This window comes from Alkalihalobacterium sp. TH-98, assembly GCF_057473385.1.
In genome coordinates, this window is record NZ_JBYCKM010000012.1 from 17,089 (window position 1) to 41,912 (window position 24,824).

At 36.9% G+C, this 24,824-nt stretch carries 21 protein-coding genes; 14 read left to right on the top strand and 7 right to left on the bottom strand.

Annotated features, from left to right (window positions below; genetic code table 11):
• Positions 1-99: 99 nt before the first annotated feature.
• On the top strand, positions 100-657 hold the full coding sequence (locus AC2VNP_RS05810; protein ID WP_486916437.1) for a DUF5366 family protein: 558 nt from the start codon (positions 100-102) through the stop codon (positions 655-657).
• A 144-nt stretch (positions 658-801) separates the two neighbouring features.
• On the opposite strand, the gene AC2VNP_RS05815 is transcribed toward AC2VNP_RS05810, so the two are convergent.
• Complete coding sequence (locus AC2VNP_RS05815; RefSeq protein ID WP_486916438.1) at positions 802-2,574, bottom strand: transglycosylase domain-containing protein; 1,773 nt, start codon at positions 2,572-2,574, stop codon at positions 802-804.
• A 583-nt stretch (positions 2,575-3,157) separates the two neighbouring features.
• Here AC2VNP_RS05815 and AC2VNP_RS05820 point away from each other — a divergent pair.
• Positions 3,158-5,053 (top strand): PrkA family serine protein kinase, encoded by a 1,896-nt coding sequence (locus AC2VNP_RS05820; RefSeq protein ID WP_486916439.1) that lies wholly within the window; start codon positions 3,158-3,160, stop codon positions 5,051-5,053.
• Positions 5,054-5,076: 23 nt separating this feature from the next.
• Here AC2VNP_RS05820 and AC2VNP_RS05825 read toward each other — a convergent pair whose 3' ends face one another.
• The gene (locus tag AC2VNP_RS05825) at positions 5,077-5,781 is read right to left on the bottom strand and encodes an Ig-like domain-containing domain (RefSeq protein ID WP_486916440.1); all 705 of its coding nucleotides are present in this window, start codon (positions 5,779-5,781) and stop codon (positions 5,077-5,079) included.
• A 479-nt stretch (positions 5,782-6,260) separates the two neighbouring features.
• Between AC2VNP_RS05825 and yhbH the strand changes: the two genes are divergently transcribed.
• From yhbH to AC2VNP_RS05860, 7 genes are all read left to right on the top strand, one after another.
• Positions 6,261-7,430, top strand: a complete 1,170-nt coding sequence (gene yhbH, locus AC2VNP_RS05830; protein WP_486916441.1) for a sporulation protein YhbH — start codon at positions 6,261-6,263, stop codon at positions 7,428-7,430.
• 243 nt (positions 7,431-7,673) lie between these two features.
• Positions 7,674-8,921 (top strand): M20 metallopeptidase family protein, encoded by a 1,248-nt coding sequence (locus AC2VNP_RS05835; protein WP_486916442.1) that lies wholly within the window; start codon positions 7,674-7,676, stop codon positions 8,919-8,921.
• Between the two features lie 35 nt (positions 8,922-8,956).
• On the top strand, positions 8,957-10,279 hold the full coding sequence (locus AC2VNP_RS05840; protein ID WP_486916443.1) for a hypothetical protein: 1,323 nt from the start codon (positions 8,957-8,959) through the stop codon (positions 10,277-10,279).
• 184 nt (positions 10,280-10,463) lie between these two features.
• Positions 10,464-10,655, top strand: a complete 192-nt coding sequence (locus AC2VNP_RS05845) for an AMP-binding protein (protein WP_486916444.1) — start codon at positions 10,464-10,466, stop codon at positions 10,653-10,655.
• Positions 10,656-10,676: 21 nt separating this feature from the next.
• Positions 10,677-10,916, top strand: coding sequence for an AMP-binding enzyme (locus AC2VNP_RS05850; protein WP_486916468.1), 240 nt, complete (start codon positions 10,677-10,679; stop codon positions 10,914-10,916).
• An 81-nt stretch (positions 10,917-10,997) separates the two neighbouring features.
• Positions 10,998-11,762 carry a response regulator gene (locus tag AC2VNP_RS05855; protein ID WP_486916445.1) on the top strand — a complete coding sequence of 255 codons (765 nt, stop codon included), beginning with the start codon at positions 10,998-11,000 and terminating at the stop codon, positions 11,760-11,762.
• Between the two features lie 185 nt (positions 11,763-11,947).
• Entirely contained in the window at positions 11,948-13,321 is a 1,374-nt protein-coding gene (locus AC2VNP_RS05860; RefSeq protein WP_486916446.1) for a solute carrier family 23 protein, read from the top strand.
• Positions 13,322-13,447: 126 nt separating this feature from the next.
• Here the strand turns inward: AC2VNP_RS05860 and AC2VNP_RS05865 are convergent, their stop codons facing one another.
• Both AC2VNP_RS05865 and AC2VNP_RS05870 read right to left on the bottom strand, forming a co-directional pair.
• A complete protein-coding gene (locus tag AC2VNP_RS05865; protein WP_486916447.1) occupies positions 13,448-14,275 on the bottom strand; it encodes a histidinol-phosphatase in 828 nt (275 codons plus the stop codon).
• An 85-nt stretch (positions 14,276-14,360) separates the two neighbouring features.
• Positions 14,361-15,896, bottom strand: a complete 1,536-nt coding sequence (locus AC2VNP_RS05870) for a glycine betaine uptake BCCT transporter (protein WP_486916448.1) — start codon at positions 15,894-15,896, stop codon at positions 14,361-14,363.
• 364 nt (positions 15,897-16,260) lie between these two features.
• Between AC2VNP_RS05870 and AC2VNP_RS05875 the strand changes: the two genes are divergently transcribed.
• The 4 genes from AC2VNP_RS05875 (at position 16,261) to AC2VNP_RS05890 (ending at position 20,368) form a co-directional block, all read left to right on the top strand.
• Positions 16,261-17,199 carry a manganese-dependent inorganic pyrophosphatase gene (locus AC2VNP_RS05875; protein WP_486916449.1) on the top strand — a complete coding sequence of 313 codons (939 nt, stop codon included), beginning with the start codon at positions 16,261-16,263 and terminating at the stop codon, positions 17,197-17,199.
• 671 nt (positions 17,200-17,870) lie between these two features.
• Positions 17,871-18,518: a hypothetical protein gene (locus AC2VNP_RS05880; protein WP_486916450.1), complete on the top strand. Its 648-nt coding sequence runs from the start codon at positions 17,871-17,873 to the stop codon at positions 18,516-18,518.
• 164 nt (positions 18,519-18,682) lie between these two features.
• On the top strand, positions 18,683-19,849 hold the full coding sequence (locus tag AC2VNP_RS05885) for an iron-containing alcohol dehydrogenase (protein ID WP_486916451.1): 1,167 nt from the start codon (positions 18,683-18,685) through the stop codon (positions 19,847-19,849).
• Positions 19,850-19,957: 108 nt separating this feature from the next.
• Positions 19,958-20,368 (top strand): acyl-CoA thioesterase, encoded by a 411-nt coding sequence (locus AC2VNP_RS05890; protein ID WP_486916452.1) that lies wholly within the window; start codon positions 19,958-19,960, stop codon positions 20,366-20,368.
• A 104-nt stretch (positions 20,369-20,472) separates the two neighbouring features.
• On the opposite strand, the gene AC2VNP_RS05895 is transcribed toward AC2VNP_RS05890, so the two are convergent.
• From AC2VNP_RS05895 to AC2VNP_RS05905, 3 genes are all read right to left on the bottom strand, one after another.
• Positions 20,473-20,637, bottom strand: coding sequence for a hypothetical protein (locus AC2VNP_RS05895; protein WP_486916453.1), 165 nt, complete (start codon positions 20,635-20,637; stop codon positions 20,473-20,475).
• 26 nt (positions 20,638-20,663) lie between these two features.
• Positions 20,664-21,689, bottom strand: a complete 1,026-nt coding sequence (locus AC2VNP_RS05900) for an AimR family lysis-lysogeny pheromone receptor (protein ID WP_486916454.1) — start codon at positions 21,687-21,689, stop codon at positions 20,664-20,666.
• 213 nt (positions 21,690-21,902) lie between these two features.
• Positions 21,903-23,816: a triple tyrosine motif-containing protein gene (locus AC2VNP_RS05905; protein ID WP_486916455.1), complete on the bottom strand. Its 1,914-nt coding sequence runs from the start codon at positions 23,814-23,816 to the stop codon at positions 21,903-21,905.
• A gap of 321 nt (positions 23,817-24,137) precedes the next feature.
• Between AC2VNP_RS05905 and AC2VNP_RS05910 the strand changes: the two genes are divergently transcribed.
• Positions 24,138-24,740, top strand: coding sequence for a hypothetical protein (locus tag AC2VNP_RS05910; protein ID WP_486916456.1), 603 nt, complete (start codon positions 24,138-24,140; stop codon positions 24,738-24,740).
• The last annotated feature ends 84 nt before the right edge of the window (positions 24,741-24,824 follow it).

Sequence of the window (24,824 nt, forward strand, 5' to 3'; positions counted from 1 at the left end):
TTCATGTGTCAGGCTCCGTTTTTAGCGGGCCTGGCATTTTGGTTTAAAGTAGTAAAGTCAGTCTAGTTTTTGATAAAAGAGTAGGAGCGGTATTAGCGCATGAAGAACAGGTATATCACGAGTCACTTTCCATTATTTTCAATCTTGTTATTTAGTACATCTCTCGCTCTTTTTACGGAAGGATATATTGTTAATCAATTACAGTTATTAGGGTTATATGATGGGATGAAGGAGTTCTTCTCCGAAAGCGGAATAAAAATTACATTACTATTTCTATTGCTGTTGTTTTTCTTTATGGTATTTTCAGCTTTAAAATTAATTGCAGATACAATCATTCAACTTTCACTATTATTTTTTTCTAATGATGAAACTGGAGATGAATTGAACAAAATTCGTTCAGGTACGTGGGTATACTTAATTGCGAGCTTGATTGCTCTTATCTTTTTTCATTCCATTCTTGTAATTATGATTGTTTTTATTAGTGCGACCTTGATTTATTTTATTTACTTCTTATATAAATTAAGTGATACGTTAACTCCACTTCATATGTTCGGTCTAATTATGTTCCATTTATTATTTTGGTTTACTTTTATTATAGCTGTGTCCTACGCAATCCTTACTCTCTACAACAGTTTTATTGCCAGCTTACCGTTATAATACGGTTGAAAGGGTAGCAGGTACCTTTAGCGAACTAAAGGTACCTGCTACCCTTTTTTAGACGTTCCTCACCTTCGGACGCTAAGTTAACTTCAGCGGCCGAGGGCAGTCCATACGACGTAAACCGGGCTTTTACTTTTCTTATCACCGCATGATGTCGCGCCAAATGAGGAGGTGGGGACCTCGATTGTAGATGGACTGAAGAGAGGACGGTTTGTCTCTTCCTACCCACACGCCTGCTGTATATTCGTCTCGAATGCCGACAAACCAAATATCGTGAAACGCATTCGTTGTTCCCGTTTTCCCGCCAATGTATGTGCTAGGTTGATTTGCCTTTTTTCCAGTACCTTCAGTTACAACTTTATGAAGAAGAAATTTCATTTGCTGATTGACACTTGAATTCCACATATGTTGCGGTGCCTCATTCCATTCATAAAGTACATTTCCTTTAAGATCAGTTACTCTTCGAATACCATATGATCGTTGGTAGACTCCATCCCTAGCAAAAGTCGTATAAGCTTGCGTTAATTCTAGGGGTGACATTCCATGAGTAAAGCCACCCAGAGCAGCAGGGAGGCCATAATCGTTTGAGACGATCCGACTAAAGCCAAACTTATCGAGATAGCGGAAAGAAGTATCAACTCCAGTGCGATCAAGAATTCGAACAGCTGGAGTGTTGTACGAATTCTTTAAGGCTGTTTCAAGGGTGACGTTCCCATACTGAGCCCCGCCAAAGTTTTTAGGGCAATAATTTTTCTTGCAGAAATGATCGGCATTAATTGAACTTTGGTTAGAAACTCCGTGTTCGGCGATGTAAGGTGCATAGACGAGCAGAGGTTTTATGGCTGAGCCGGGTTGTCTAAAGGCCTGAAAACCACGGTGGAAATCAAACTTCTTATAATTCCGACCACCAGTGATCGCAACAACTTCATTTGTTGGATGGTGAATGACAACAGCGGAACTTTGGATATCGTTATTTGGTAATTGTTTTTCAATGGCTTGTATCGATTTACGTTGAATATCTGGGTCTAGAGCGGTTTCGATTCGGATCCCCTGTTCCAAAACTTTCTGTACGCGTTGATCTAATTTTTGTTGAACAGCTTGTTTGCTTTCAGCAGGTGCATTTTGTAACTGTTGTTGATACCCTTCCTTTTGAGCAATGAGTTGAGTAAGTTCGTAGTGTATATAAGTAACGTAGTCAGGGTGTAGATCAACTTTGGTTGATACAGCTAATTGAATGTTCTCCGCGAGTGCTTTTTCATATTCTCCTTTATCAATCACTTGTGCTTCTAACATTTTTTCTAAGATCCACTGTTGTCGTAACTTTGTATTCTCACTGTTTTTTAAAGGGTTATAGTAAGAAGGATTATTTGGGACCGCACATAAAAAAGAAATTTGAGCTAACGATAATTCATTACTTGGTTTACTAAAGTAATAGTGGCTGGCAGCTTCAATGCCGTACACACCATTGTGGAAAAAGATCGTGTTGATATAAAGTTCAAGTATTTTTTCTTTACTATACATTTGCTCTAGCTTATAAGCATATAGTAGCTCACTTAATTTTCGATCATACGTTTGATCGTGAGTAAGAAATAAATTTCGAACGAGTTGTTGGGTAACTGTACTAGCACCTTCTTCAATATTATTAGTCTTATAGTTTGTTAGAAAGGCTCTTGCGATTGAAGAAGGGTCATACCCTTTATGATCAAAAAATCTTCGGTCTTCTGTCGCGATAAAGGCATCAATAACCATTTGGGGAATTTCACTAAAGGATAAGTAAATCCGATTTTCGCCTTGATACACTTCTGAAATTAGTTTTCCGTGTCGGTCGTAAACATAGCTGTTCGTAGGTAGGTGAATTTCTTTTATATCAACGTGTTCATCGAGGACTGATTGGATCGATTGCATCTTCGACATTTCACTCATGGTGTTAACAAGCATAAACGAGAAAACAAATAATAGGATTACGGTGAGGAAAAAACCAGTTCCACTTCGCATGTTGAACACACATCTCTTTCGTGTTTTTCTTTCATCATTTTATCTGATTTGTGACTATAAAACTAGTTCTTATAACACATTGCGACATATATCTAGTTTTGTTAATTACTTCTAGAGGTTGTTCAAAAAGTCCGGGAAAAATCTCTTTCGGCAGAAGACCTTCGACTAAAAGCCCCACGTCCTGTGGGAACGTCGAAGTCACCACATCCTGTGGTAGCTCGTCAGCTTGCTCTTCCGCTCTTTACGTATTAACCCCATACGCTCCAGTCCTTGGAAAAGAAGATCACTTTTCCGGCGTGCGAGGTTTATGCTTACGGAGCAACCAGCTTTATGCTCAGAGACTGCGCTTCCTTGAACTTCTCGGATCTTTTTGTCCTCCTTTTTGAAGACATACTTCTACTTGTCACATAGATTCGAGATTAGAGGGCATGATTATTTGGGTACCTGCATAGGATGAATTAACAACGGCAAATGTTTAGACTTGAGAGGAGGAACCAAATATATGGATATTTTAGGTAGAATCAGGCACCACCGGGAAGAAGAAGAGAAGCTACATTGGCGCGGTACATTTGCTGAGTACTTACAAATGATTAAGGAAAATCCACAGGTTGCTCAAACGGCACATTCACGTGTATACAATATGATTAAGGATGCAGGTGTAGAAGAAGAAAACGGGAAGAAAACATACAAATTCTTTAGTGACCAAATTTATGGGGTAGAGGAATCGATTGAAAAGCTTGTAGAGGAATACTTCCATTCCGCTGCCAAACGTTTAGATGTTCGAAAAAGAATATTATTATTGATGGGGCCGGTCAGTGGGGGTAAATCAACATTAGTAACGATGCTTAAACGCGGAATAGAACAATATTCACGAACGGATGCAGGTGCGGTTTATGCGATAGCAGGTTGTCCGATGCATGAGGATCCGCTTCACTTAATTCCACAACACCTAAGAGGAGAATTCTATGAGGAATACGGTATTAAAATAGAAGGGAATTTATCTCCACTCAATATGATGAGAGTAGAAAAAGAGTACGGTGGGCGAATTGAGGATGTTATAATCGAAAGAATTTTCCTATCTGAAGACAAACGTGTCGGTGTTGGTACGTTTAGTCCTTCCGATCCAAAGTCACAAGATATTGCCGATTTAACAGGTAGTATTGATTTCTCAACTATCGCTGAATATGGTTCTGAATCAGACCCTCGTGCTTATCGGTTTGATGGAGAATTAAATAAAGCGAACCGAGGGATTATGGAGTTCCAAGAGATGTTAAAGTGTGATGAAAAGTTCTTATGGCACTTACTTTCTCTAACGCAAGAGGGGAACTTTAAGGCGGGTCGTTTTGCGCTTATTTCTGCAGATGAATTGATTGTTGCTCATACCAATGAGTCGGAGTATAAATCATTTATTGCAAATAAGAAAAACGAAGCCCTGCATTCCCGTATGATTGTTATGAAAATTCCGTATAATCTGAAAGTTAGTGAGGAAGAACGAATTTATAAAAAGATGATTAAGGATAGTGACATATCAGATGTCCATATCGCTCCTCATGCTTTGCGGATTGCTGCGATCTTTACAATTCTTACTAGGTTGAAAGAGCCTAAAAAGCAGAGCGTAGATATCGTAAAGAAAATGAAGTTATATGACGGGGAAATTGTTGAAGGCTTTAATAGTCAAGATCTTGAGGAGTTAAAGAAAGAGTATCCGGATGAGGGTATGACAGGAATCGACCCAAGGTATGTCATTAATCGTATTTCCTCGGCAATTATTCGCAAGGAAATGACATCTATTAATGCTTTAGATGTGTTAAGATCGATTAAAGAAGGTTTAGATCAGCATGCCTCTATATCTAAAGAAGATCGTGAAAGATATATTGATTTTATCTCTATTGCTAGAAAAGAATATGATGATATTGCCAAGAAAGAAGTCCAAAAAGCTTTTGTCTACTCCTACGATGAGTCAGCAAAAACGCTTATGGATAATTATTTAGATAATGTAGAAGCGTATTGTAATAAAAATAAATTGTATGATCCACTAACAGGTGAAGAAATGTCACCAGATGAGAAACTCATGCGTTCAATTGAAGAGCAAATTGGAATTTCCGAAAATGCAAAGAAAGCATTCCGTGAAGAAATTCTCATCCGTATTTCTGCTTATGCAAGAAAAGGGAAGAAGTTCGATTATAACTCGCATGAACGTTTAAGAGAAGCGATCCAGAAGAAGCTTTTCGCTGATTTGAAAGATATTGTTAAGATCACAACTTCAACAAAAACGCCAGATGAATCACAATTGAAGAAAGTAAATGAGGTAATTGCAAGGTTAATAGATGAGCATGGATATAATTCGGTATCTGCGAATGAATTACTTCGTTATGTTGGTAGTTTATTAAACAGATAGTTGTAGAAAAAAGACACCCTCAGTCAGTAGTAGACTGGGGGTGTGTACATTTTAATCATCATTTCTTTAAGTTTGGTGTAGAAAGAGACTGGGTTGTGAATAAATGGTTCTTGTTCATGAAAGCCCATCGAAAGAATTTTCTTATCATGAGTCTGATTGATACTAATCAAATCGAAATCATTTAGTTCAGATGCTTGTTGAGATTGACTGGGTTTGATAAATGTGTACTCTAAGGCATTATCATTTATTTCTTCTAATTTACTGTTTGAATGCGTTAAATTGCTATTATTTATAGTGAAGTGAAGTTGATAGTCATTCATTAACGGTTCATTAGAAACTGATTTTAACTGGGATGTAATGAATATTGTGTACGTTTCACCTTCAAGGTAACGATTTGGAGGCGGTAAGACTGTTACGGTTTGTTCATGATCATTAATGATTAAGCTATCCACAGTTTTCCCTTGAGAATCTAGAATGTAAAGACTGTTGGGAGAGATAGTTACTGGATGAATATGTTCATTAAATGTTAATGTCCAAGTTTTATTATTTGGGACATTGAAGTAAGTTCCAATTGTTATTAATGGAATATCTGCATTAACTATTCCAGGTGTTTGTTCCTTAGTTTCATATGTAACGCCGTCAGTTGACAGAAATTCAGCAGATGCTTCTGGAGTAACAATAAAAAGCAATAGAGTAAGAATTAGAAGTGCTGTTGACCGTTTTTTCATATATGAACCTCCAATTCTTTCTTTACCATTATTATATAGTCATATAAATTAACATTTATGCAAGGCTTACAGATTTATCTTTTTACTATACTATAGACGTTAATTCCTTCAGAAAGGTTTCAAAAAATAAAAATCGTACGATATGATTAAGACCAAGTGTTAATTTATCTATAAAGTGACTTGAAACAGACATGAAATGGATTGAACACACGTATAGTTAACGTTACAGAGAGCAGGGAGATAATAAAAAATAAGCTTGTCCACAAAAAAAAGAGCTCAATTTGTCAGAATTTATTGTCAACTCTCTTGTCTAGCTGCATAGGATAGAGTAAGCATCTGTTTTAGTTATTGTTTTCTTAGAATAACTAAAAAGGGCAGTCTCAAAAGCATTATATGTAGAGACGTTGGAGTTTGTGAATAGAAAATTGACTTTTGAAAAAGTAATGTAGAGAGAGTAAAAAATCAAGGAGGGGAATGAAATGAAAAAAAACAATATCAATTATGCCGTTTCAAAGGAGAATTGGTCCCTCCACCGTAAAGGATACCAAGATCAAAGAAGACACCAAGAAAAAGTCCAAGATGCAATTCGTAAAAACCTACCAGACCTAGTAAGTGAAGAAAATATTATCATGTCCAACGGTAGAGAGGTTATTAAGATTCCTATTCGGTCACTTGATGAATATAAAATACGTTACAATTACGACAAAAACAAACATGTTGGTCAAGGAAAAGGTGACAGTAAAGTAGGGGATGTCGTAGCAAGAGATCCGAATGCCGCTCGTCAACAAGGGCCAGGAAAAGGGCAAGGAGCTGGGGATCAAGCTGGAGAAGATTATTACGAAGCTGAAGTTTCAATCATGGAAGTTCAGGAAATGTTATTTAACGAGCTGGAGCTACCTAACTTGCAACGAAAAGAACAAGATGAAATTATCGTAGAAGAAATTGAATTTAATGATATCCGAAGAAAAGGACTTATGGGCAATATTGATAAACGAAGAACGATTCTTTCGGCTATTAAAAGAAACGCACTAGAAGGAAGACCAGGGATAGTCCCTATTTACAACGATGACTTACGCTTTAAAACGTGGAGTGAGAAAGTAAAGCCGGAGTCAAAAGCCGTTGTTTTAGCAATGATGGATACGAGTGGAAGTATGGGCCGTTGGGAAAAATATATGGCTCGTAGCTTTTTCTTCTGGATGACTCGCTTCCTGAGAACAAAGTATGAAACGGTAGATATTGAATTTATTGCGCACCATACAGAGGCGAAAGTCGTTTCTGAAGAGGACTTCTTCTCAAAAGGTGAAAGCGGTGGAACGATATGTTCATCTGCTTACCGTAAAGCACTTGAACTCATCGAGAACAAATATGATCCAAAGCGCTACAATATTTATCCATTCCATTTTTCTGATGGTGATAACTTAACGTCGGATAATGCGCGTTGCTTGAAGCTAGTTAATGAATTGATGAGTGTTTCAAGCATGTTTGGTTATGGTGAAGTCAATCAGTATAGCCGACATTCTACATTAATGTCCGCATACAAAAACATTAAAGATGAGCGTTTCCGTTATTACATTTTAAAGGAAAAAGCGGATGTGTTTCATGCGATGAAGAGTTTTTTTAGAAAAGAAGAAACAGGTGTCATGGCATAAAAAATTAATTACGGTAACTGTTTTAATAGCTACTTGTATTCTCATAAGATGCAAGTAGTTTTTTTATGGGAATAGCTAGGTAGTTAATTCTTTTGTTTTACGGAACGATAAGTTATAATAAAGGAAGCATAAAGGAAAGTTTCCTTTAATAATATAGATGAATATAACGTTAGTAAAATTCTGTTAGGTGTAAGTAAACCAGCCTTATATATACAGAAGTCGAAGCAGCAAGGAGAAGATGTCATGAGACTGAATTTAAAGGGTGAAGGTAAGAAGCTGGCACAGGAAATCATTGAATTAAGACGTTTGTTTCATCAGTTTCCGGAAGTAAGCGGTGAGGAGTATGAAACGTCTAAAAAAATTCAGCAGAAGCTAGATGAATATCAAATTCCGTATACCACAGGCTATGCAAGGACAGGTGTGTTAGGCGTTATCGACGGAGGCCTGCCTGGTAAGACGGTTGCGATTCGAGCGGATATGGACGCACTGCCAATAACTGAGGATACAGATCTTCCATTTGCCTCTAAAATTGAAGGGAAAATGCATGCTTGCGGGCATGATGCGCATGTGGCAATGCTATTAGGAGCAGCTCGTTTATTAAATGGTGTAAAAGATCAGCTGCACGGGAAGGTGTTACTTGTATTTCAACCTTCTGAAGAAATTACGCCGATTGGTGGCGCGAGCCCAATGATGGACGATCAAGTTTTTGCAGAGCATACACCTGATGTCATCTTTGCGCAACACGTGTGGCCAGATTTGCCAGTCGGTCAAATTGGTGTCCGTCCAGGTCCAATAATGGGAGCTTCTGACCGTTTTAAAGTTGAAATTGAAGGTGCAGGAGGACATGCTAGTATGCCGCATCAGACGGTAGATGCGATCATTGTTGCAAATTCGGTGATAACGAATTTACAGACCATCGTAAGCCGCAATGTAAATCCTGTAGACTCCACCGTATTAACCATTGGCCGGATTGAGGGTGGTTATCGGTATAATGTAGTGGCTGATAAAGTGACGTTTGAGGGAACCATTCGAACATTTAAAAATGAAACAAAAGAAATGGTAAAAGATCGGTTTTTCTCTATTGTTCGTGGAGTTACTGAATCAATGGGAGCTAAAGCAACAATTGAGTATTATGATGGTTACCCCGCGACCGTTAACGACGAAAAGTGGGCGCAACGTGTTAAAGACACTGCTCAAGGACTTTTAGGTGCTGACTCAACTCCGGTCGTCGAACCATGTTTAGGTGGTGAAGATTTCAGTCGGTTTTTATTAAAATATCCTGGAGCCTACTTTTGGTTAGGAACCGCAATGCCAGGTGTAGCAAAACAAAAACCGCTTCATGATCCGAAATTTATGTTGAATGAAGAGGCGATACCGCTCGGAATGGAAGTCATGGCACAAATCGCTGTAGATACGCTTTATGAATTACAAGCTAAAGAAAATATATTTCATACTAAACCTTTATTAAAAAAAGTGGCTAACTATAAATGATATTCTTATAATCGTCTGATAGAGCAGGTGAAAAGATGAAAGTACGTATTGCAATTGTAGGACCTGAAGATTCTGTGCAGCAGATTTTATTTTTTGCAGAAGAATTTTCGAGAAATGAAAATATGGAGCTTGTCCCGTTTTCTTATGACAAAACAGAGGAAGCGGAACAAATTATTCAAGATAATGTTGGTCGTGTTGACCAGTGGTTATTTTCTGGACAAGCTCCTTATTACTTTGCGTTGAATAAAGGGTTAATTCGAACAGAAGATGCTACTTATTTAACGTTACACGGTTCAAGTTTATTAGGGACCTTTTTAGAGATACTAATTCATGAAGGAAATGATGTGAAAGAGTTAAGTTTAGATACGATACAGCAAGAAGAAATTAAGCAAATTCAAAATGCTCATTCGTTAAAAAAATTAAACATTCATTCCTACTCTTATTCTGGATATGAACCAGCGGAAGACATTATAAAGTTTCATCAGCAGCTATATGAAGAAGGGAAAAGTAAAGTAGCTGTAACTTGTATTAAAGAAGTACATATTCAATTACAAAAGTTAGGGATTCCTTGTTATCGAGTCATACCGTCGGAGTCATCGGTAAAAAAAGTTCTAACCCTGTTAAAGGAAAGAGGACAATCGAGTTGGTACCGTCACTCTCAGATTGCGATCTTAGGTATTGAAGTTATCCATTCGGGTACGAGCTTAGAGGAACATTATTACTCTTATGAGATGAAACATAAAGAACTGGACCTTAAGCATGTGCTGTTACAACACGCACAAAATGTTCAGGGATCTTTTGTACAAATCGGTGACGGGCTCTTTTTTGTCTATACGACAAGAGGTGAAGTCGATTTTCGTTTTAACGATAGTTCCCGTTTTACTTTATTAGATGATGTATTTATACAAAGCAGGCTTCACATTCGAGTTGGAATTGGTTACGGGTTAACAGCATATGATGCAGAACAAAATGTTCGTCTCGCATTAAGACAGGCACGAGAATACATCGAACCAATTATCGTAAGTGTGAATGAAAAAAAAGAAGTGCACGAGTATGTTAAACAGAATGAAGCCGAGGTTTCTTACTCTGAACGGAAGTGGGGAAGAGATTGGGAACTGAAGTTTAAAGAAGTACAGCTCAGCCCAAAAGTAATCTCTAAATTAGAAGCGATTTCACACCGGCATAAGAAAAACGTGGTTACGGCGAATGAAGTGGCGCTATGGTTAAACCGAACCGAACGAAATGCACGCCGGATCCTTACAGAGCTCGAAAAGCTTGGCCTGGCTAAAGTCGTTAAAGAAGAACAAGTCGGGAACCGAGGGCGTCCGAGAAAAGTGTATGAATTACTCTTTCAATAATTTGCGTTGTCTTCAACCTAAAAATTGTATAAACTAAATACTATAATGCCTTCCTCCCGTTTCACAAAATATTTAAATTTTGGCAACGGGTTTTTTAAATGTACTATATATGGGGTAATTAGATTGGACACGGAAAAATTTTTAGAATTTTCTGTCGAAAGGAGTCGTAACCGGATTGGTGTAGTTGAAAGTAACTGAAAAGTTAACCAACAATGATTTAAATGAAAAAGTAGATAGAGTAGCAGCTTCGCTCTATAAACTTGGGATAGGAAAGCAAGATCGTGTCATTTTGCTTTTAAAAAATAGAGTAGAAACTCTCGTATTATTTTGGGCGGTTCAAAAGCTTGCTGCGATATTTACTCCGAATGAATTTTAGACTTTCACAGGAAGATATCCAATAGTTAGTGAAGCTATTATTATTGGAGAAGAGGATGAACGTTGGGGCCAAATGATAGTTGCTTATATTATGCCGAGCGACTGCTCAATCAGCTTTCAGGAGTTAGATCGGTTGTGTAAATATCACGACCAATTGTCTAGTTACCAACGACAAGGAGTACGTTCTTTTGATCATATTCCAAAGAGCTCAACAGGAAAGATATTAAGGAAAAGAACAAAGGGAAATATAATTTGTCCATAAACTCTTAAGGTTTTAACCTATTTATATCATCTTGTTGTGAGGGAAATTAAAGAAACCTAAAAAGTGGAAAGGGGATGTATAATGGCAGATATTTTAGTAGTTGATGATACTGAATGTAAGCAAATGATTAGGTCAATTTTAGAAGAAACTACGTATCACCATTTTTCTATTAAATCAGCAGAAACAGCTAATAAAGCGATGCAAATAATAAAACAATATGAACCGTCTGTACTGTTCTTAGATGTATCTCTGCCTGATGATGATGGAATAGAGTTTGGCAAGAAGGTGTTAGAAAGGTATCCACATTTGCCAATCGTAGTTTTAACTCATCTGCAAATGTTTGATACAGTACAAAGATGTATTAATGCAGGATTTTCCGGCTATTTATTAAAACCAGTCGTTAAAAGTGAATTAATGTTTACTTTCAGTCGAATCCTTGTACAAAATGGAGTAAGGGATAATGAACACAATTCACAGCGGAAAAGCATGACGAGTGATAGCTTTGAAACGGATCTTGCTAACCCAATAGAGACAGCAAAAAAGTTTATCCAACTACACTTTTATAAATCAATTACTCTAAAAGAAGTTTCTAGTCTTGTTTATTTAAGTCCGTCTCATTTTAGTCGTATGTTTAAAGAAGAGACAGGTTATAACTATGTCGAATATTTGATGAGGTATCGAGTCGATCGTTCTAAAAATCAATTAAAGATGACCATGTTACCAATTGAAGTCATTGCTAGTAATCATGGGTTTTCAAGTGCAGCTTATTTTTCAACTACGTTTAAAAAATTAGAAGGTGTGACCCCTAGTGAATATCGTAATTTATTTTCTAAATTAAACGCTTAGTCAAAATAAGCAAAAAAATTAAAGAAAAGTTCTCAAAAAATTTAAACATCTATAGCTATAATTTTCTTAAAATTATGTTAATGCAAAAAATTAATACTAAAAAGTTTCTTTCTTACTTAGATGATTGTTATCTAATCTTTTGAAAGCGTTTTAGAGACAGAAAAAATGGAGGGTGGAGGAAAAGTATGCCGATTTATGAAAGAAGAGAAGGACAGGAACAGCCGTATTGGCCAGTGGGGCCGTTTAAAGTAAGATTACCTTTTGTCCATTACAGATGGGAGAAAGCAGAGTTCCTTCAAGCACTAATTATGTTTGTTGTAAGCTTAGGGATGATCCCGTTATTAACAGAATATTTAGGTCTCCCCTATCAAGTAGCCTTAGCCTATGTGGTTATCGGAGGCATTGGATTTATGCTTCCTACACTTTTAGGGGTAGCGATGGTACCAGGTTGGATTACACCTGCTATTCCAGTTGTATTACTCTTCTTAGGGAATTTTGAGCCTGGCCCACAAGCTATTCAAGCCCTATTTGCTTTACAATTCATAGTATTTGCGATCTTTTTTATCATGGGAATTACAAAGTTAGGAGGCAGGTTAGTTGAACTTGTTCCTAATTCATTAAAAGCTGGTATTTTGATTGGAGCAGGACTTGCTGCACTAATGGGTGAAATCCAACATGGCGGCCGTCTAATGAATACTCCAATTTCTTTAATTATCGGAAGTTTAATTGCTTTTTATATTTTATTCTCTTTATCTTTTAAACAGTTAGTAGAAAAAAATAAACTTGCTAAATCGATTGCCGACTATGGTCTTGTTCCAGCAATGATTATTGCGATGGTTATCGGTTGGATCGTAAGTGAATATCCGTTAGCTAATGTAGAGTGGGGAATTACGAAGCCTGACTTTGTTGGAATGTGGAGTTATCTGCCATTTGCAGTTGGTTTTCCTGGGTATGAAATATTTTTAATGGCAGTGCCAACAGCGATTATTGCCTATATTATTGCTTTTGGTGACATTATTGTCGGTAAGACACTTTTGCAACGTGCGGATGCGAAGCGTAAGGACGAACTCATTGATACAAACGTAAACCGTGTTCACCTTGTTACATCCATCCGTAACTTAATACATGCATTCTTTGCTCCATACCCTGGATTAGCTGGACCGTTATGGACACCTGTTCAAGCGACAGTAGTAGAACGCTATATGCACGGACGAAAAGCAATGGATTCCATTCATAGTGGGATAGGAACGTTTTGGATTGCTGGTTTTATTGCCTTATTCATTTTACCTCTAGTCAGCTTATTTCAACCAGTATTGCCAATTGCCTTATCATTAACATTAATTATTACTGCTTATGTGTGTATTAGTGTTGGGGTTGAACAAGTTCACACAACAACCGAACGTGGGGTAGCAGGTATCATGGCTGTAGTTCTAGCAATACACGGTGCAACATACGGATTAATTGCAGGTATTATCTTGTACTTCTTAATTGAAAAAACGAGCTTGTTTAAGGCAAAACAGCAAGAAGAAGTGAGCGATGAAAAAGAGAAGGCTAGTTAGTTTTTGAAAATAACAAAAAGCTGCCATTACACTTAGTGTTTTGGCAGTTTTTTGTGCAAAAATGGAGAGTCCAGTTACTATGTGATTAATTAATGTTGATTTGAGAAATGTTTTTCGTTAAATATTTTATAATTTTACACTTTTTCGCTCTTGGCGAACATAATAAACCCATTCTTTAAACCCGATTTCCTTCAAACGCTGTTTTACGAGATTAAATTCATCCCCGACTCGGTCAGGAGTGTGCGCATCTGAACCGAAAGTGACTTGTACGTTGTAGTATCGTGCGCGCTCTAATATCTCGTCAGAAGGATACCATCCTCCGGCATCTTTGGTTTTTCCCGATGTGTTAATTTCAATGGCTAAATCGGATTCTGCTAAAATCGGCAGTGTTTTTTCAATGGCCTCAGTCTCAATCTGTGAAAACTCAGGGTAAAATCCTTTCATTGCGTCAATATGACCGAGTATTTGAAACATTCCGCTGCGTGCTGAAAGCTCAATCAGCCGGTAATATTCTTCTTTGGTCTGTCTTCTTTGTTCCTCCGTTAGCCCTTCCCAACGGCCTTTTTTAAAAATACTAATGTTTTCAACAAAATGAACAGAACCGATGATGTAATCAAAAGGATACTTTTGCAATTCGTTCTTATAGTTGTCCATTTGCCCAGGGAAGAAATCACATTCAATCCCAAGTAGCACTTGAATTTTGTTGCGGTATTTTTCTTTTAGGGAAAGCACTTCATTAACATAGTTCGGAAAATCACTTTTTGCCATTGTAATTCTAGGACTCGGATGATCTTCATTTTTGTGAAAATAGGGAGCGTGGTCAGCAATGCCGATCACTTCTAATCCATTTTCGATAGCCGCTTGGATATAAGCCTCAATATTCCCTTCCGCGTGTCCGCATCGTTCATGGTGAGTATGTAAGTCAAATGTTGTTTTTGTATGGTTATTATTCATTAAGTGCACCTCCATTTTTAGATATATTAAACAGTATATATTAGAAGAGACTTAAACCCAAAAAATGGTTTAAGCCTCTTTTTTATTAACTAGCTGTTTTCTTTGAAAACAACTTTTCTTTTTTTGGTGGTTTATTTGATGAACTTTCGCTTAATTCTTGGTTAAGTGCTTTGACTAAGCCGTAACACATGACTAAGACGATAAAGGTTAACGGAAGAGCACTTACAATAATTGCGGTTTGTAATCCTGCCAATCCGCCTGACGCCATAAGCACAAGTGTGGATGCCACTAATATAATTCCCCAAGTTACTTTCACACGGCTAGAAGGATTTAATTTTCCTCCTGTTGTCAGCATCCCTAAAACGAAAGTCGCTGAGTCTGCTGATGTAACGAAAAAGGTTGTAATTAACGCCACTGTTAGGATTGAAAGTAAAATTCCAAGCGGCAGTTGTTGATACACATAAAATAAAGCTGTTTCAAGACCTTGACCAGAAACATTTAATCCTTGAATTAATTCTAAATAAATTCCTGTTCCACCAAATACGGTAAACCATAGAGCACATACGAGTGATGGAACTAGAAGAACAGCCACTGTAAACTCACGAATGGTACGCCCCTTCGATACACGAGCAATGAACATCCCGACAAACGGTGTCCAAGAAATCCACCAAGCCCAATAGAAAATCGTCCAGCCTTGAGTCCAAGCTGCTTCATTGGAATCAAAAGGAGAAATTCGTAATCCCATTAGAGCTACATTCTGTACATACGTACCTAAGCTTGTAGTAAACATATTGAGTAAAAATAAGGTAGGACCTAGAATTAACATGGCAACCAATAATAGAGTGGCAATTGTCATATTTGTATTACTTAAATATTTAATTCCACGTGAAATGCCTGTGTTTGCTGAGATGATGAAAAGAATAGTGATGACCGCCATGATCACCATCTGAACCATAAAGTTGTTTGGAATACCAATGAGATATTCTAAACCAGCATTGATTTGTTGTGAGCCTAATCCAAGAGAGGCTGCTACACCAAATAATGTGGCAAATACGGCTATTACATCAACCGTACGCCCGATTGGACCTTTCACCTTTTCACCAAGCACAGGGTAAAGTGTTGCACTCATTAATCCAGGAGCACCTTTGTTAAACTTTTGATAAGCAAGAGCTAGTGCAACAATGGCATAAATAGCCCATGCGTGTAACCCCCAGTGAAGCCACGTATAACGCATACCTAACATGGCAGATTGTTCTGTGCTTCCGTCTCCAAGTGGAGGAGTTGCAAAGTGAGCAACTGGTTCTGATACACCATAAAATAAAAGACCAATCCCCATCCCGGCAGAAAACAACATCGCAAACCAAGTCGGACGACTGTATTCCGGTTTTGCATCTTGTTTTCCAAGTTTAATTTTTCCGTACTTACTAAATATCATAAAAATAGCAAAACCGAGGAAAAACGTTGCAACTAACTGATAAAACCAGCCAAATGACTCGAGTACAAAGCTTTGTGCTACTCCCATAGCAGCGCTTAATTGGTTAGGAATAAGCACACCTATTAAAACAAAAATGGCTGCTATCCCTACAGAAACTTTAAAAATTGTCCTATCACTACTGTCCAAATTCATACACTTCCTTTACTTTCTAAGTTGTCTTGTTAAAACAAAAATGTACACATTACTAGTAAACCATATTTTAGTAAACTATTAAAAAAGGATACGGTGGAATATTTTTAGAAAATGACTTAATAATAAGAGAGGGATTTGATTATCTTTTATTCATATAGAAATACTACAAAATAAGACGTAATTCTCTATGATGCTCGAATTATACGAAAATAGAGAGACGCAGTACCTTTGAATTTGTAAGGAATTGAAAAAATTATGAGTGAAAGATGGCAGGGATATGATAAACTATATTTTGGGTAATCATAAAGATATAAGAGTGATTTCCGTCAATTTCTACTAACGGCTAGGAGGAGTAAAAATGGAGAAAGTATTTGTCTTTGGACATAAAAATCCAGACACTGATTCAATTTGTTCTGCTATTGTTTACGCTAACTTAAAAAATAAACTTGGAATGAACGCCGAACCTATTCGTTTAGGTCAACTTAATGGGGAAACACAATATGTGTTAGACCATTTTCAAGTAGCGGTCCCTCGTTTAGTGGAAAAAGTTTCAGAAGAAGTGAAAAGTGTTATCTTAGTGGACCATAATGAGCGTCAACAAAGTGCAAACGATATCAATGAAGTTCGCGTCTTAGAAGTTATCGACCATCACCGAATTGCTAATTTTGAAACAAGTGATCCTTTATACTATCGTGCAGAGCCAGTTGGTTGCACAACGACTATCTTAAATAAATTACATAAAGAGCATGGTGTAGAAGTAACGAAAGAGATGGCTGGATTAATGCTATCAGCGATTATTTCAGATACTTTATTATTAAAGTCACCGACATGCACAGATCAAGATGTGGCTGCAGCTCGTGAATTAGCGCAAATTGCTGGAGTCGACTTAGAAAGCTACGGCTTAGAAATGTTAAAAGCAGGTGCAGACTTAAGTCAGAAGACAATTGCTGAACTTATTTCTCTTGATGCAAAAGAATTCGCCATGGGTAATAAAAAAGTTGAAATTGCTCAAGTCAATGTCGTAGATACAAATGATGTATTAGGACGTCAAGACGAATTAGAAGCTGCTTTAACAAAGGTTGTTGAAGAGAAGGGATTAGACCTATTCCTTTTTGTTGTAACAGACATTCTGAATAACGACTCGGTTGGTGTGGCGATTGGTAAAGCTTCAAACGCCGTGGAAAAAGCATTTAACGTTACATTAGCAAATAACACAGCAACATTACAAGGTGTTGTATCCCGTAAGAAACAAATCGTTCCAATCTTAACGACAACTTTAAGTGAAGTTCAAGTTTAATAAAAAATCCTTTCGGTTTTGTGGCTGACTCAATCTGTTGAGTCGGCCTTTTTAGAATGGTGGTGTTGAAATATTGTACGGCTTTTTCATGTTCTGCGGAAGAGGGAAAAATTAGGGGAAAGCGTTAACGAAAAGCACCGAATGTGAGCGGTAGAGGAAAAAACTAGGGGAAAGTGGTAACGAAAAGCAGTGAATGGTGAGCGGTAGAGGAAAAAATTAGGAGAAAGCGTGAACAAAAAGCGCAGAATAGTGAGCGCAAGAGGGAAAAACTAGGAGAAAGCGTGAACGAAAAGCGCTGAATCGTGAGCGCAAGAGGGAAGAATTAGGAGAAAGCGTGAACGAAAAGCGCCGAATGGTGAGCGGAAGAGGGAAAAATTAGGAGAAAGCGTTAACGAAAAGCACCGAATGGTGAGCGGTAGAGGAAAAAACTAGGGGAAAGTGGTAACGAAAAGCAGTGAATGGTGAGCGGTAGAGGAAAAAACTAGGAGAAAGTGGTAACGAAAAGCAGTGAATGGTGAGCGGAAGAGGGAAAAATTAGGGGAAATGAGTAACCAAAAGCCGCGATTTTGTGAGCGTTAAGGAAAAAACCTGGGAGAACTGGGAGAAAGCAAGCAAACATAGGTCAGATGAGAAACCACTAGAACAATAAAAAGCTAAAAAGAGGTCTGTATATGATATTAAAAATTATTATTGCATTTGTATTAGGTGTTATTTTAACTGTATTTCTGACTGCTCTTGGACTACATCCCGTACTAAGCTATTTTGTTATCATTTTTTTAATCTTATTTATCGTTCTGTACCTTCCGCTTATTTTACCAGCCTATGTATCTCGAAATGAGAAAACGATTGAGAAGTATTTACTGAAAAACAAAACCCACCCGCAGCTGTATTTGTTTTATGCCTTGGGTAACCGGATGGATAAGGATGTAGATCAAATCATCTCAAAATTGCTAAAAAAACATAATAATAAACATCAAATAGCTTTATATCAAACGATCCTTCATTTTTATAATAAAGATTTTAAAGGAGCCAGTGAAACACTTAACGATATACGGCCTGAAAAAATAAAAGAGTATTACAAGATTGGTGTTGAAATCGAATTGGGATCATTAAAAGGTGCTCAAGCAGAAATTGAGCAGTTACAAGAAGGTTGGATAAAATTTTCTTTACTAGCCGAATTAAGCAATAAAAAAGGAGATAGATCTTCTGCTATTCGTTATGCCAATAGGGCACTCAGCGAGGTTAGAGGCTTACAATGGTACTTGCTGCAATGTGAATACAAACGAGAATATAACATAAATGTACAAGTAAATAGATGAAAAAATGAGGCTAACGTAAAGTCTCATTTTTTTATATTCTCAAACATATTTATATACATAGTATCTTTGTAGATTAAAAAGAAATAGTTGTTTCGGTATTGAAGGATTTATAGAAAAGAAGGAGAAAGAAACTAATTATACTACTTTAATTTAGGAGGAATGAAATGCAGTCGAAGCTAATATTCCCTGAGCTCAGTCATGTCGGATTAGGTGTAATTGAAACTCTTAATGAAGAGGTAAAGAAATTAGGGGGGAGTAAAATTCTTGTTGTAACAGAGAAAAATTTAGTTGATCTTGGAATTTGTTCCCAAGCTCTTCAATCCCTCGATCCAGCTTGTGCTATTGATATTTATACCGATGTTGTTCCAGAGCCACCGCTTCATACAGCTGAAAAATTAGTTAGTTATATAAGAAGAGAGAGGTTTGATTTAATTATTGGTGTAGGGGGTGGAAGTGCTCTCGATTTGGCTAAATTAGGTGCAGTTATAGCTCAAAATGAAGGAGAAGTAAAGGATTATCTAAATTTAACTGGAACTAAGCAAGTCCAACATAAAGGCTTACCTAAAATTATGATTCCAACGACAGCCGGAACAGGTTCTGAAGTGACAGATATAGCAGTCTTATCATTAGAGGGAACAAAAGATGTTGTAACGCACCCGTATTTAATCTCAGATGTAGCAATTGTAGATCCATTATTAACGATGTCGGTACCACCCCAAATTACAGCAGCCACGGGGATTGATGCTTTGACTCATGCCATTGAAGCTTACATTTCTGTTAACTCTAGTGCAGTGACTGACGGGATCGCTGAAAAGGCGATTGAACTCATTGGTGCATCACTAGAACGTGCATTCAATAATGGAAGTGATGAAGAGGCTAGAGAGCAGATGAGTACGGCAAGTTATATGGCAGGACTAGCGTTTTATAACGCAGGCGTCGGTGGAGTTCATGCGCTAGCATACCCTCTAGGAAATCGTTTTAAGCTGCCGCACGGAGAGTCAAATGCGGTGTTGCTTCCTTACGTTATGAACTATATTCAAGAGGGGTGTAAAGAGAAGCTAGCTAATGTTTATTTAAAATTAGATCAAGATGTATCAGTAAATCATGATGAAGAATTGTCTACTAGTTGTATACAAACGCTCTTTAACTTAAATAAAAAACTGAAAATTCCAACTAGTCTAAGGGAGTATGGCATTGAACAAAGACATCTTGAACTGTTAACGGAAGATGCAATGAAGCAAAAAAGATTACTGGCCAGGAGTCCAGTACAGTTAGAATGGAAAGATATCTTTACTATTTATTCAGCAGCATACGAAGGAAAATTGTATTAACTACTAATGGCGTGTCAATGAAACTTTCACTTCACACAATGAAAATCTATACAACGTGTACCAACCATATATTTTGAAAACCAAAAGATAAAAGATGAGGTGGATAAGATGTTTGAAAAAGTGATTGAACCACGGGTTTCAGAAACGGACGGGGCTGGCCATATTAATAATACAACGATTCCGATTTGGTTTGAGTCAGGAAGAGATGAAATCTTCCGTCTGTTTACTCCCGATCTATCATTTTCAAATTGGCGTTGCGTCATAATAAAGATGAACGTCGAGTATGTAAGTCAAATTTTTTACGGACGACCAGTAACAGTTCGAACATGGATCTCTAGAATTGGCAACTCTAGTTTTGAAGTTTATGAGGAAATCCAACAGGATGGTGAGGTCTGTGCAAAAGGAAACGCAACTTATGTGAACTTTAACTTTGCAACCCAAAAGTCCGAGCCCATAACTGAAGACGTAAAGAGAGTGATGTCCGAGCATTTTTATGAGAGTGTTAAATCTAGTAATTAATTTTGAAACTCAATTATATGAATTTTAGTATGGAGTAGAATGTAATTTTAGTAAAAGCAGGAATAAAAAAAGAAAAAAAACAGCGGCCCATAGCCGCTGTTTTTTTATGAAAGTTCTACACTTGAAATCCTAATGCTGCCATTTGGATCTGCTAGCTCCATAGGTTCGCTTTGAATTCGAATACTTCCGTTAGGGTCTGCTAATTGACCTAATGGTGATGACAATGCTAGGGCAGTGATAAGTAGTAAACAAGCAATAAGTTTCTTCATAGTTCTACGCTCCTTTTTTTATAATTCTATATACTCAAGGTTTCAATAATTATATTATTAACCCCTAGTTTTTTTAATTCAATTAAGGGTAGTCTCCTAAAGTAAAAATCACCAGCCTTTTTGAAGTGTTTTATAGCTTCAAAAAAACAGTCTTCAGAATTTGTAATTAACCCCCTATAATAATAGTTAAATCCTAATTGGAAATCATTACAAATTCCTTTTTTAACTTCATCTAAAATCTTTAAAGCGGATTCAAATTCATTTTTTTTAATATAATAGTACGCATTTCCGTGTTTTTCATCGACTGCATTAAAAGGGGAAGTTTTACTGTACTTTTCTGGTTGATTCCAGTAACAATAAACAAAGTTAAGGCTTCTCTGCGAAAAAGAAAGCTCAAAGTGCTGATGTATATTATAAAATATCTCTTTTGAAGCTGTCAGGAAATAAATAGACTTTTCTCGGTCCTCTATTATGTACGAGTTACCCAAGTTACGTAATGCTACTCCTTTGGCTTTATCTGAAATTGCATTTTTAAGAACTGAATTACCATAATCTCTTGACTCGTCTAGTTGATTTAAGTGTAAATGTACGCCTTGCATAGCTAATCCTAATCTAGTTATAAGTGACCTTTTCATAAATCCTTCACTTAATTCAGCAATTGCCGCATTTACTAGCTCACATAATGTCCCCAGCATATCTATACATTTTAAATCGTAGTAATTATATAGTTGGAGTATCATTCTTAAGACATTTAACTCTTTCGTCTCACAATTCATGTAAGTTAATTTATTAGTAGCTTCTATTAAACTCAGATTTCCTTTTACTACCTCTCGATCAATTCGGTATACTTCCGCCCAGGACTGACTTTCTTCATTATCACTAGTCGATAGTTTCTCGATTAATTTATCTAGCACATTAGTCATACTATTGTTTATTGCATATTCAAGTGCGGTTCGTGCTAAGTGAGAGTTGGGGTCTAAGTTTAGGATGGCCTGTTCAATATCATCTGCTGTAGAAAGATATTCTGCGATGTCTTGATTACTTTCAACCATTTCTATCAGCCCTTTTGATCTGTTTTTTTGGAATTATTCCACAAATTCAATATACCACCATGATTTTACAGAAGTCAATAAAGTAGACAGACTTATTATCATTTAATTTAGAAAATTGTATATAATCTAATGGATTAATTTTATTAGATTAATAAATTTTTAGGATCTACAGAAAGAAGTCCAGTATCAAATAAGATGATACTGGACCTTTTTCTATTGTTCTACTGTAAATTCTTTTTCAAAGATGTGCTCTACTTTTGACGTTTTATCACGGACGCTTACTCGTAGTTTGTAAATACCTTGTTCGGACGGTGTATCCCAAACAAATTGATTAGAAGGGGAGTAGTTCTGTAATTCTCGCCACTGATCTTGTTCGAGTAACTCAAGCTTATATTCTAAGTCGGTTCCTCCAGATGCCATAACTGTTAGTGGTACTTGTGAGTTGATAATTAGTGTTTCGTTATCAAGGACTAAATCATGGATGACGATAGGATGATTTATTACATGGTTTATTTCTCTTCTATCGTCAAAGTCTTTGTTAGATTGTTTATTCTTAATATCCACTCTTAATTTGTAATTTCCAGGAGTAGTTGGTTTCCAGGTTACTTGATTTGTTTGACTATAATTTTGTATCGTCGTCCAATTTGAACCATTGGAAACCGAGAAACGATAGAGATGATCACCTGTCTTTACTGGTTGAGCTATCAATCTAATATCGGTGTTAATTGGACTAGGTGTAGTTTGGTCTGTTTCAAACGAATTAAGAACTGAAGGCTCATAGATCGTAAATTGAAGAGTTCTTTCTTGATCAAAAGTTTTTTGAGATAACTTATGTTTAACTTGTGCTCTTACCCGATAAGAACCTGGCTTAGTAGGCTTCCAAATTAATTGATGATTAGATGAGTAGCCTTGAACCGTTTTCCAGCTATGGCCGTCAAATACTCGATAACGTACCAGATTGTTTGAGCGGCTATTTGTTCGTGTTGTTACTGCAATCTCAGTGTTGATTGGCTCTATAGAAGATTTATTACTCTCCAGTGAATTAATTGTAGCAGGTGAGTATACGTGATAATTAATGGTTCTTTCATGGTCAAAACTATTTTTAGATAATTTGTGCCTTGCTTGAACTTTAATTTTATAGTTTCCTGCTTTTGTTGGTTTCCAGGTCAACTTGTTATTTGCCGAATACTTTTGGACAGTTCTCCATTTGTTACCGTCATATACTGAAAATCTAAATAAATTATTCTTGTTACTGTTAGAAGCCGCTGTTACTGTTATAGATGTATTACTAGGCTGTGGGCTTGTTTTATTAGTAGTAACGGAATTAATAGATGCACGTTGGAACACAGTGTAATTAACCGTTCTTTGATCCTCAAAATTTTTCTTAGATCCTCTATTTTTCACTTCAACTTTAACCTTGTAAGAACCTGGTTTAGTAGGTTTCCATTTAGCTGTTTTGGAGGAAGAATAATTGCGTATCGTCGTCCATTTCTTCCCGTCATGAATAGAAAATCTATACATTGGGTTATGGCCCGTTGCAGCATTTGCAGTAAGTGTTATCGTAGTATTTGCAGGTTGTGGTGAGACTTTATCTATTGTCACATTTCGAAGTTTACTCTGAAGAGAATAGCCGTTACTTCTGGCGATATGGTCAAACGAGCTTTTCGAATGTGTAATAATTACAGGCGTATTTACCTTCACTTGGTTAAACAACCAGCGAATTTCTTCGTTATGCATTCTAATACAGCCGGCGCTTGCATAAGTTCCAATGGATCTAGGATTATTATTGCCGTGAATTGCATATGTAGTTCCATGAGTACCGCGGGCATTTAACCCTAACCATCGATCACCGAGAGGGTTGCGTGGGTCGCCACCTCTTATATTCTCTTTGTAATATGGGCGGTTGACAATTTTGTTCACAATTTTAAACTTTCCCTCTGGTGTTAATGAGCGTTCTCTTCCAGTGGCTACACTAAATGTTCGAACTAATTTTCCATCGTTATAGTAAGCTAATTGATTGTTTGCTTTGTTAATAATGATAAGTTGTTTATTCGTGCTAGCTTCGATTGGAAGGTTAAAAGTAAATAAACTTACAAGTAGTAAAAATATGATTGTAATATTCCTCATCGTAATCCCCCTTCACTCCATTTCTACGTTATTGAATTTTAATAGATATATAGTTATAAAAATTATAATTAAAAGTATTTTAAAAATATATATAGAAAAAGGTAGAATGGTGAAAATGTTTCGACAATTAAATGAAGAATTTTAGCAAATCGTAACTAATAATAGATTACTATGTTAGAACAATTGTCAGAAGAATAATGGACGTAGCGGACTATGGCATTTATTGTTTAAATCGTGCGTTATAGTACGATTTTCTTTTCTTGAGAGCTTTAATAGATTCCCTTATAGTGGAAAGACAAGCAGATGTAAGGGAGTGGTTGGATGTCTAGAAAAACCTTTGGTTACGGTGGCATCGCGGTTGTATTATTAATTATTATTGGTGCCTTAACAGGACTTACTTTTCATCAAAATAATGATAAGACGGCAGGAGTCTCTGAAGAACAACTAGAGGCTGCTTCTGTTGATGAAGCTGGAGAAGAAGTTAAAAATGAAGAGGGAGCTACGTCTGGGGAAGAAGTTACGAATGAAGAAAATCAACAGATTGCTCATGAGGCGGAGATGGTTCAGTTGAGGCAGGTGGTTGCTGATTCGCATAGTACTTTAAATGTCGCTGTAGGGTGGCAAGGGCACCGAAACTTTTCATGGGCGGAGCGAACGAAAGATTTGAATCACCTGGTAAATACGAAAAGACCTTTACTCGGGGGCATTTCTGACAATGATATCGAACAAGACATTCTTAACGTTGTAGCCTGTATTGAAAAAGCAATAACAGAACAAGACGTTGAAGGGATCTTATTAGCCCATCGTATCATGCATGATTTAGACTATTATCTCAATGGGAACGAAGCGGATGGCATTTTATATCATGTAACGCATTATGGAACTGATCAAAATGTAGAGGAGTTATATTCGTATATTCATTAAATTTAAGTTCGATAGTTTACTAAGTATAGGCTGACTCTGTGGATTTGCATTTCTTTAATTTGAAATTCTACCTGAGTCAGCCTA

Coding starts and splice junctions, on each gene's coding strand:
- AC2VNP_RS05825 (WP_486916440.1), bottom strand. CDS start 5,781: ATGAAAAAACGGTCAACAGCACTTCTAATTCTTACTCTATTGCTTTTT.
- AC2VNP_RS05895 (WP_486916453.1), bottom strand. CDS start 20,637: ATGAAGAAACTTATTGCTTGTTTACTACTTATCACTGCCCTAGCATTG.
- AC2VNP_RS05865 (WP_486916447.1), bottom strand. CDS start 14,275: ATGAATAATAACCATACAAAAACAACATTTGACTTACATACTCACCAT.
- AC2VNP_RS05855 (WP_486916445.1), top strand. CDS start 10,998: ATGGCAGATATTTTAGTAGTTGATGATACTGAATGTAAGCAAATGATT.
- AC2VNP_RS05875 (WP_486916449.1), top strand. CDS start 16,261: ATGGAGAAAGTATTTGTCTTTGGACATAAAAATCCAGACACTGATTCA.
- AC2VNP_RS05815 (WP_486916438.1), bottom strand. CDS start 2,574: ATGTCGAAGATGCAATCGATCCAATCAGTCCTCGATGAACACGTTGAT.
- AC2VNP_RS05890 (WP_486916452.1), top strand. CDS start 19,958: ATGTTTGAAAAAGTGATTGAACCACGGGTTTCAGAAACGGACGGGGCT.
- AC2VNP_RS05860 (WP_486916446.1), top strand. CDS start 11,948: ATGCCGATTTATGAAAGAAGAGAAGGACAGGAACAGCCGTATTGGCCA.
- AC2VNP_RS05885 (WP_486916451.1), top strand. CDS start 18,683: ATGCAGTCGAAGCTAATATTCCCTGAGCTCAGTCATGTCGGATTAGGT.
- AC2VNP_RS05820 (WP_486916439.1), top strand. CDS start 3,158: ATGGATATTTTAGGTAGAATCAGGCACCACCGGGAAGAAGAAGAGAAG.
- AC2VNP_RS05880 (WP_486916450.1), top strand. CDS start 17,871: ATGATATTAAAAATTATTATTGCATTTGTATTAGGTGTTATTTTAACT.
- AC2VNP_RS05840 (WP_486916443.1), top strand. CDS start 8,957: ATGAAAGTACGTATTGCAATTGTAGGACCTGAAGATTCTGTGCAGCAG.
- AC2VNP_RS05810 (WP_486916437.1), top strand. CDS start 100: ATGAAGAACAGGTATATCACGAGTCACTTTCCATTATTTTCAATCTTG.
- AC2VNP_RS05900 (WP_486916454.1), bottom strand. CDS start 21,689: ATGGTTGAAAGTAATCAAGACATCGCAGAATATCTTTCTACAGCAGAT.
- yhbH (WP_486916441.1), top strand. CDS start 6,261: ATGAAAAAAAACAATATCAATTATGCCGTTTCAAAGGAGAATTGGTCC.
- AC2VNP_RS05905 (WP_486916455.1), bottom strand. CDS start 23,816: ATGAGGAATATTACAATCATATTTTTACTACTTGTAAGTTTATTTACT.
- AC2VNP_RS05835 (WP_486916442.1), top strand. CDS start 7,674: ATGAGACTGAATTTAAAGGGTGAAGGTAAGAAGCTGGCACAGGAAATC.
- AC2VNP_RS05910 (WP_486916456.1), top strand. CDS start 24,138: ATGTCTAGAAAAACCTTTGGTTACGGTGGCATCGCGGTTGTATTATTA.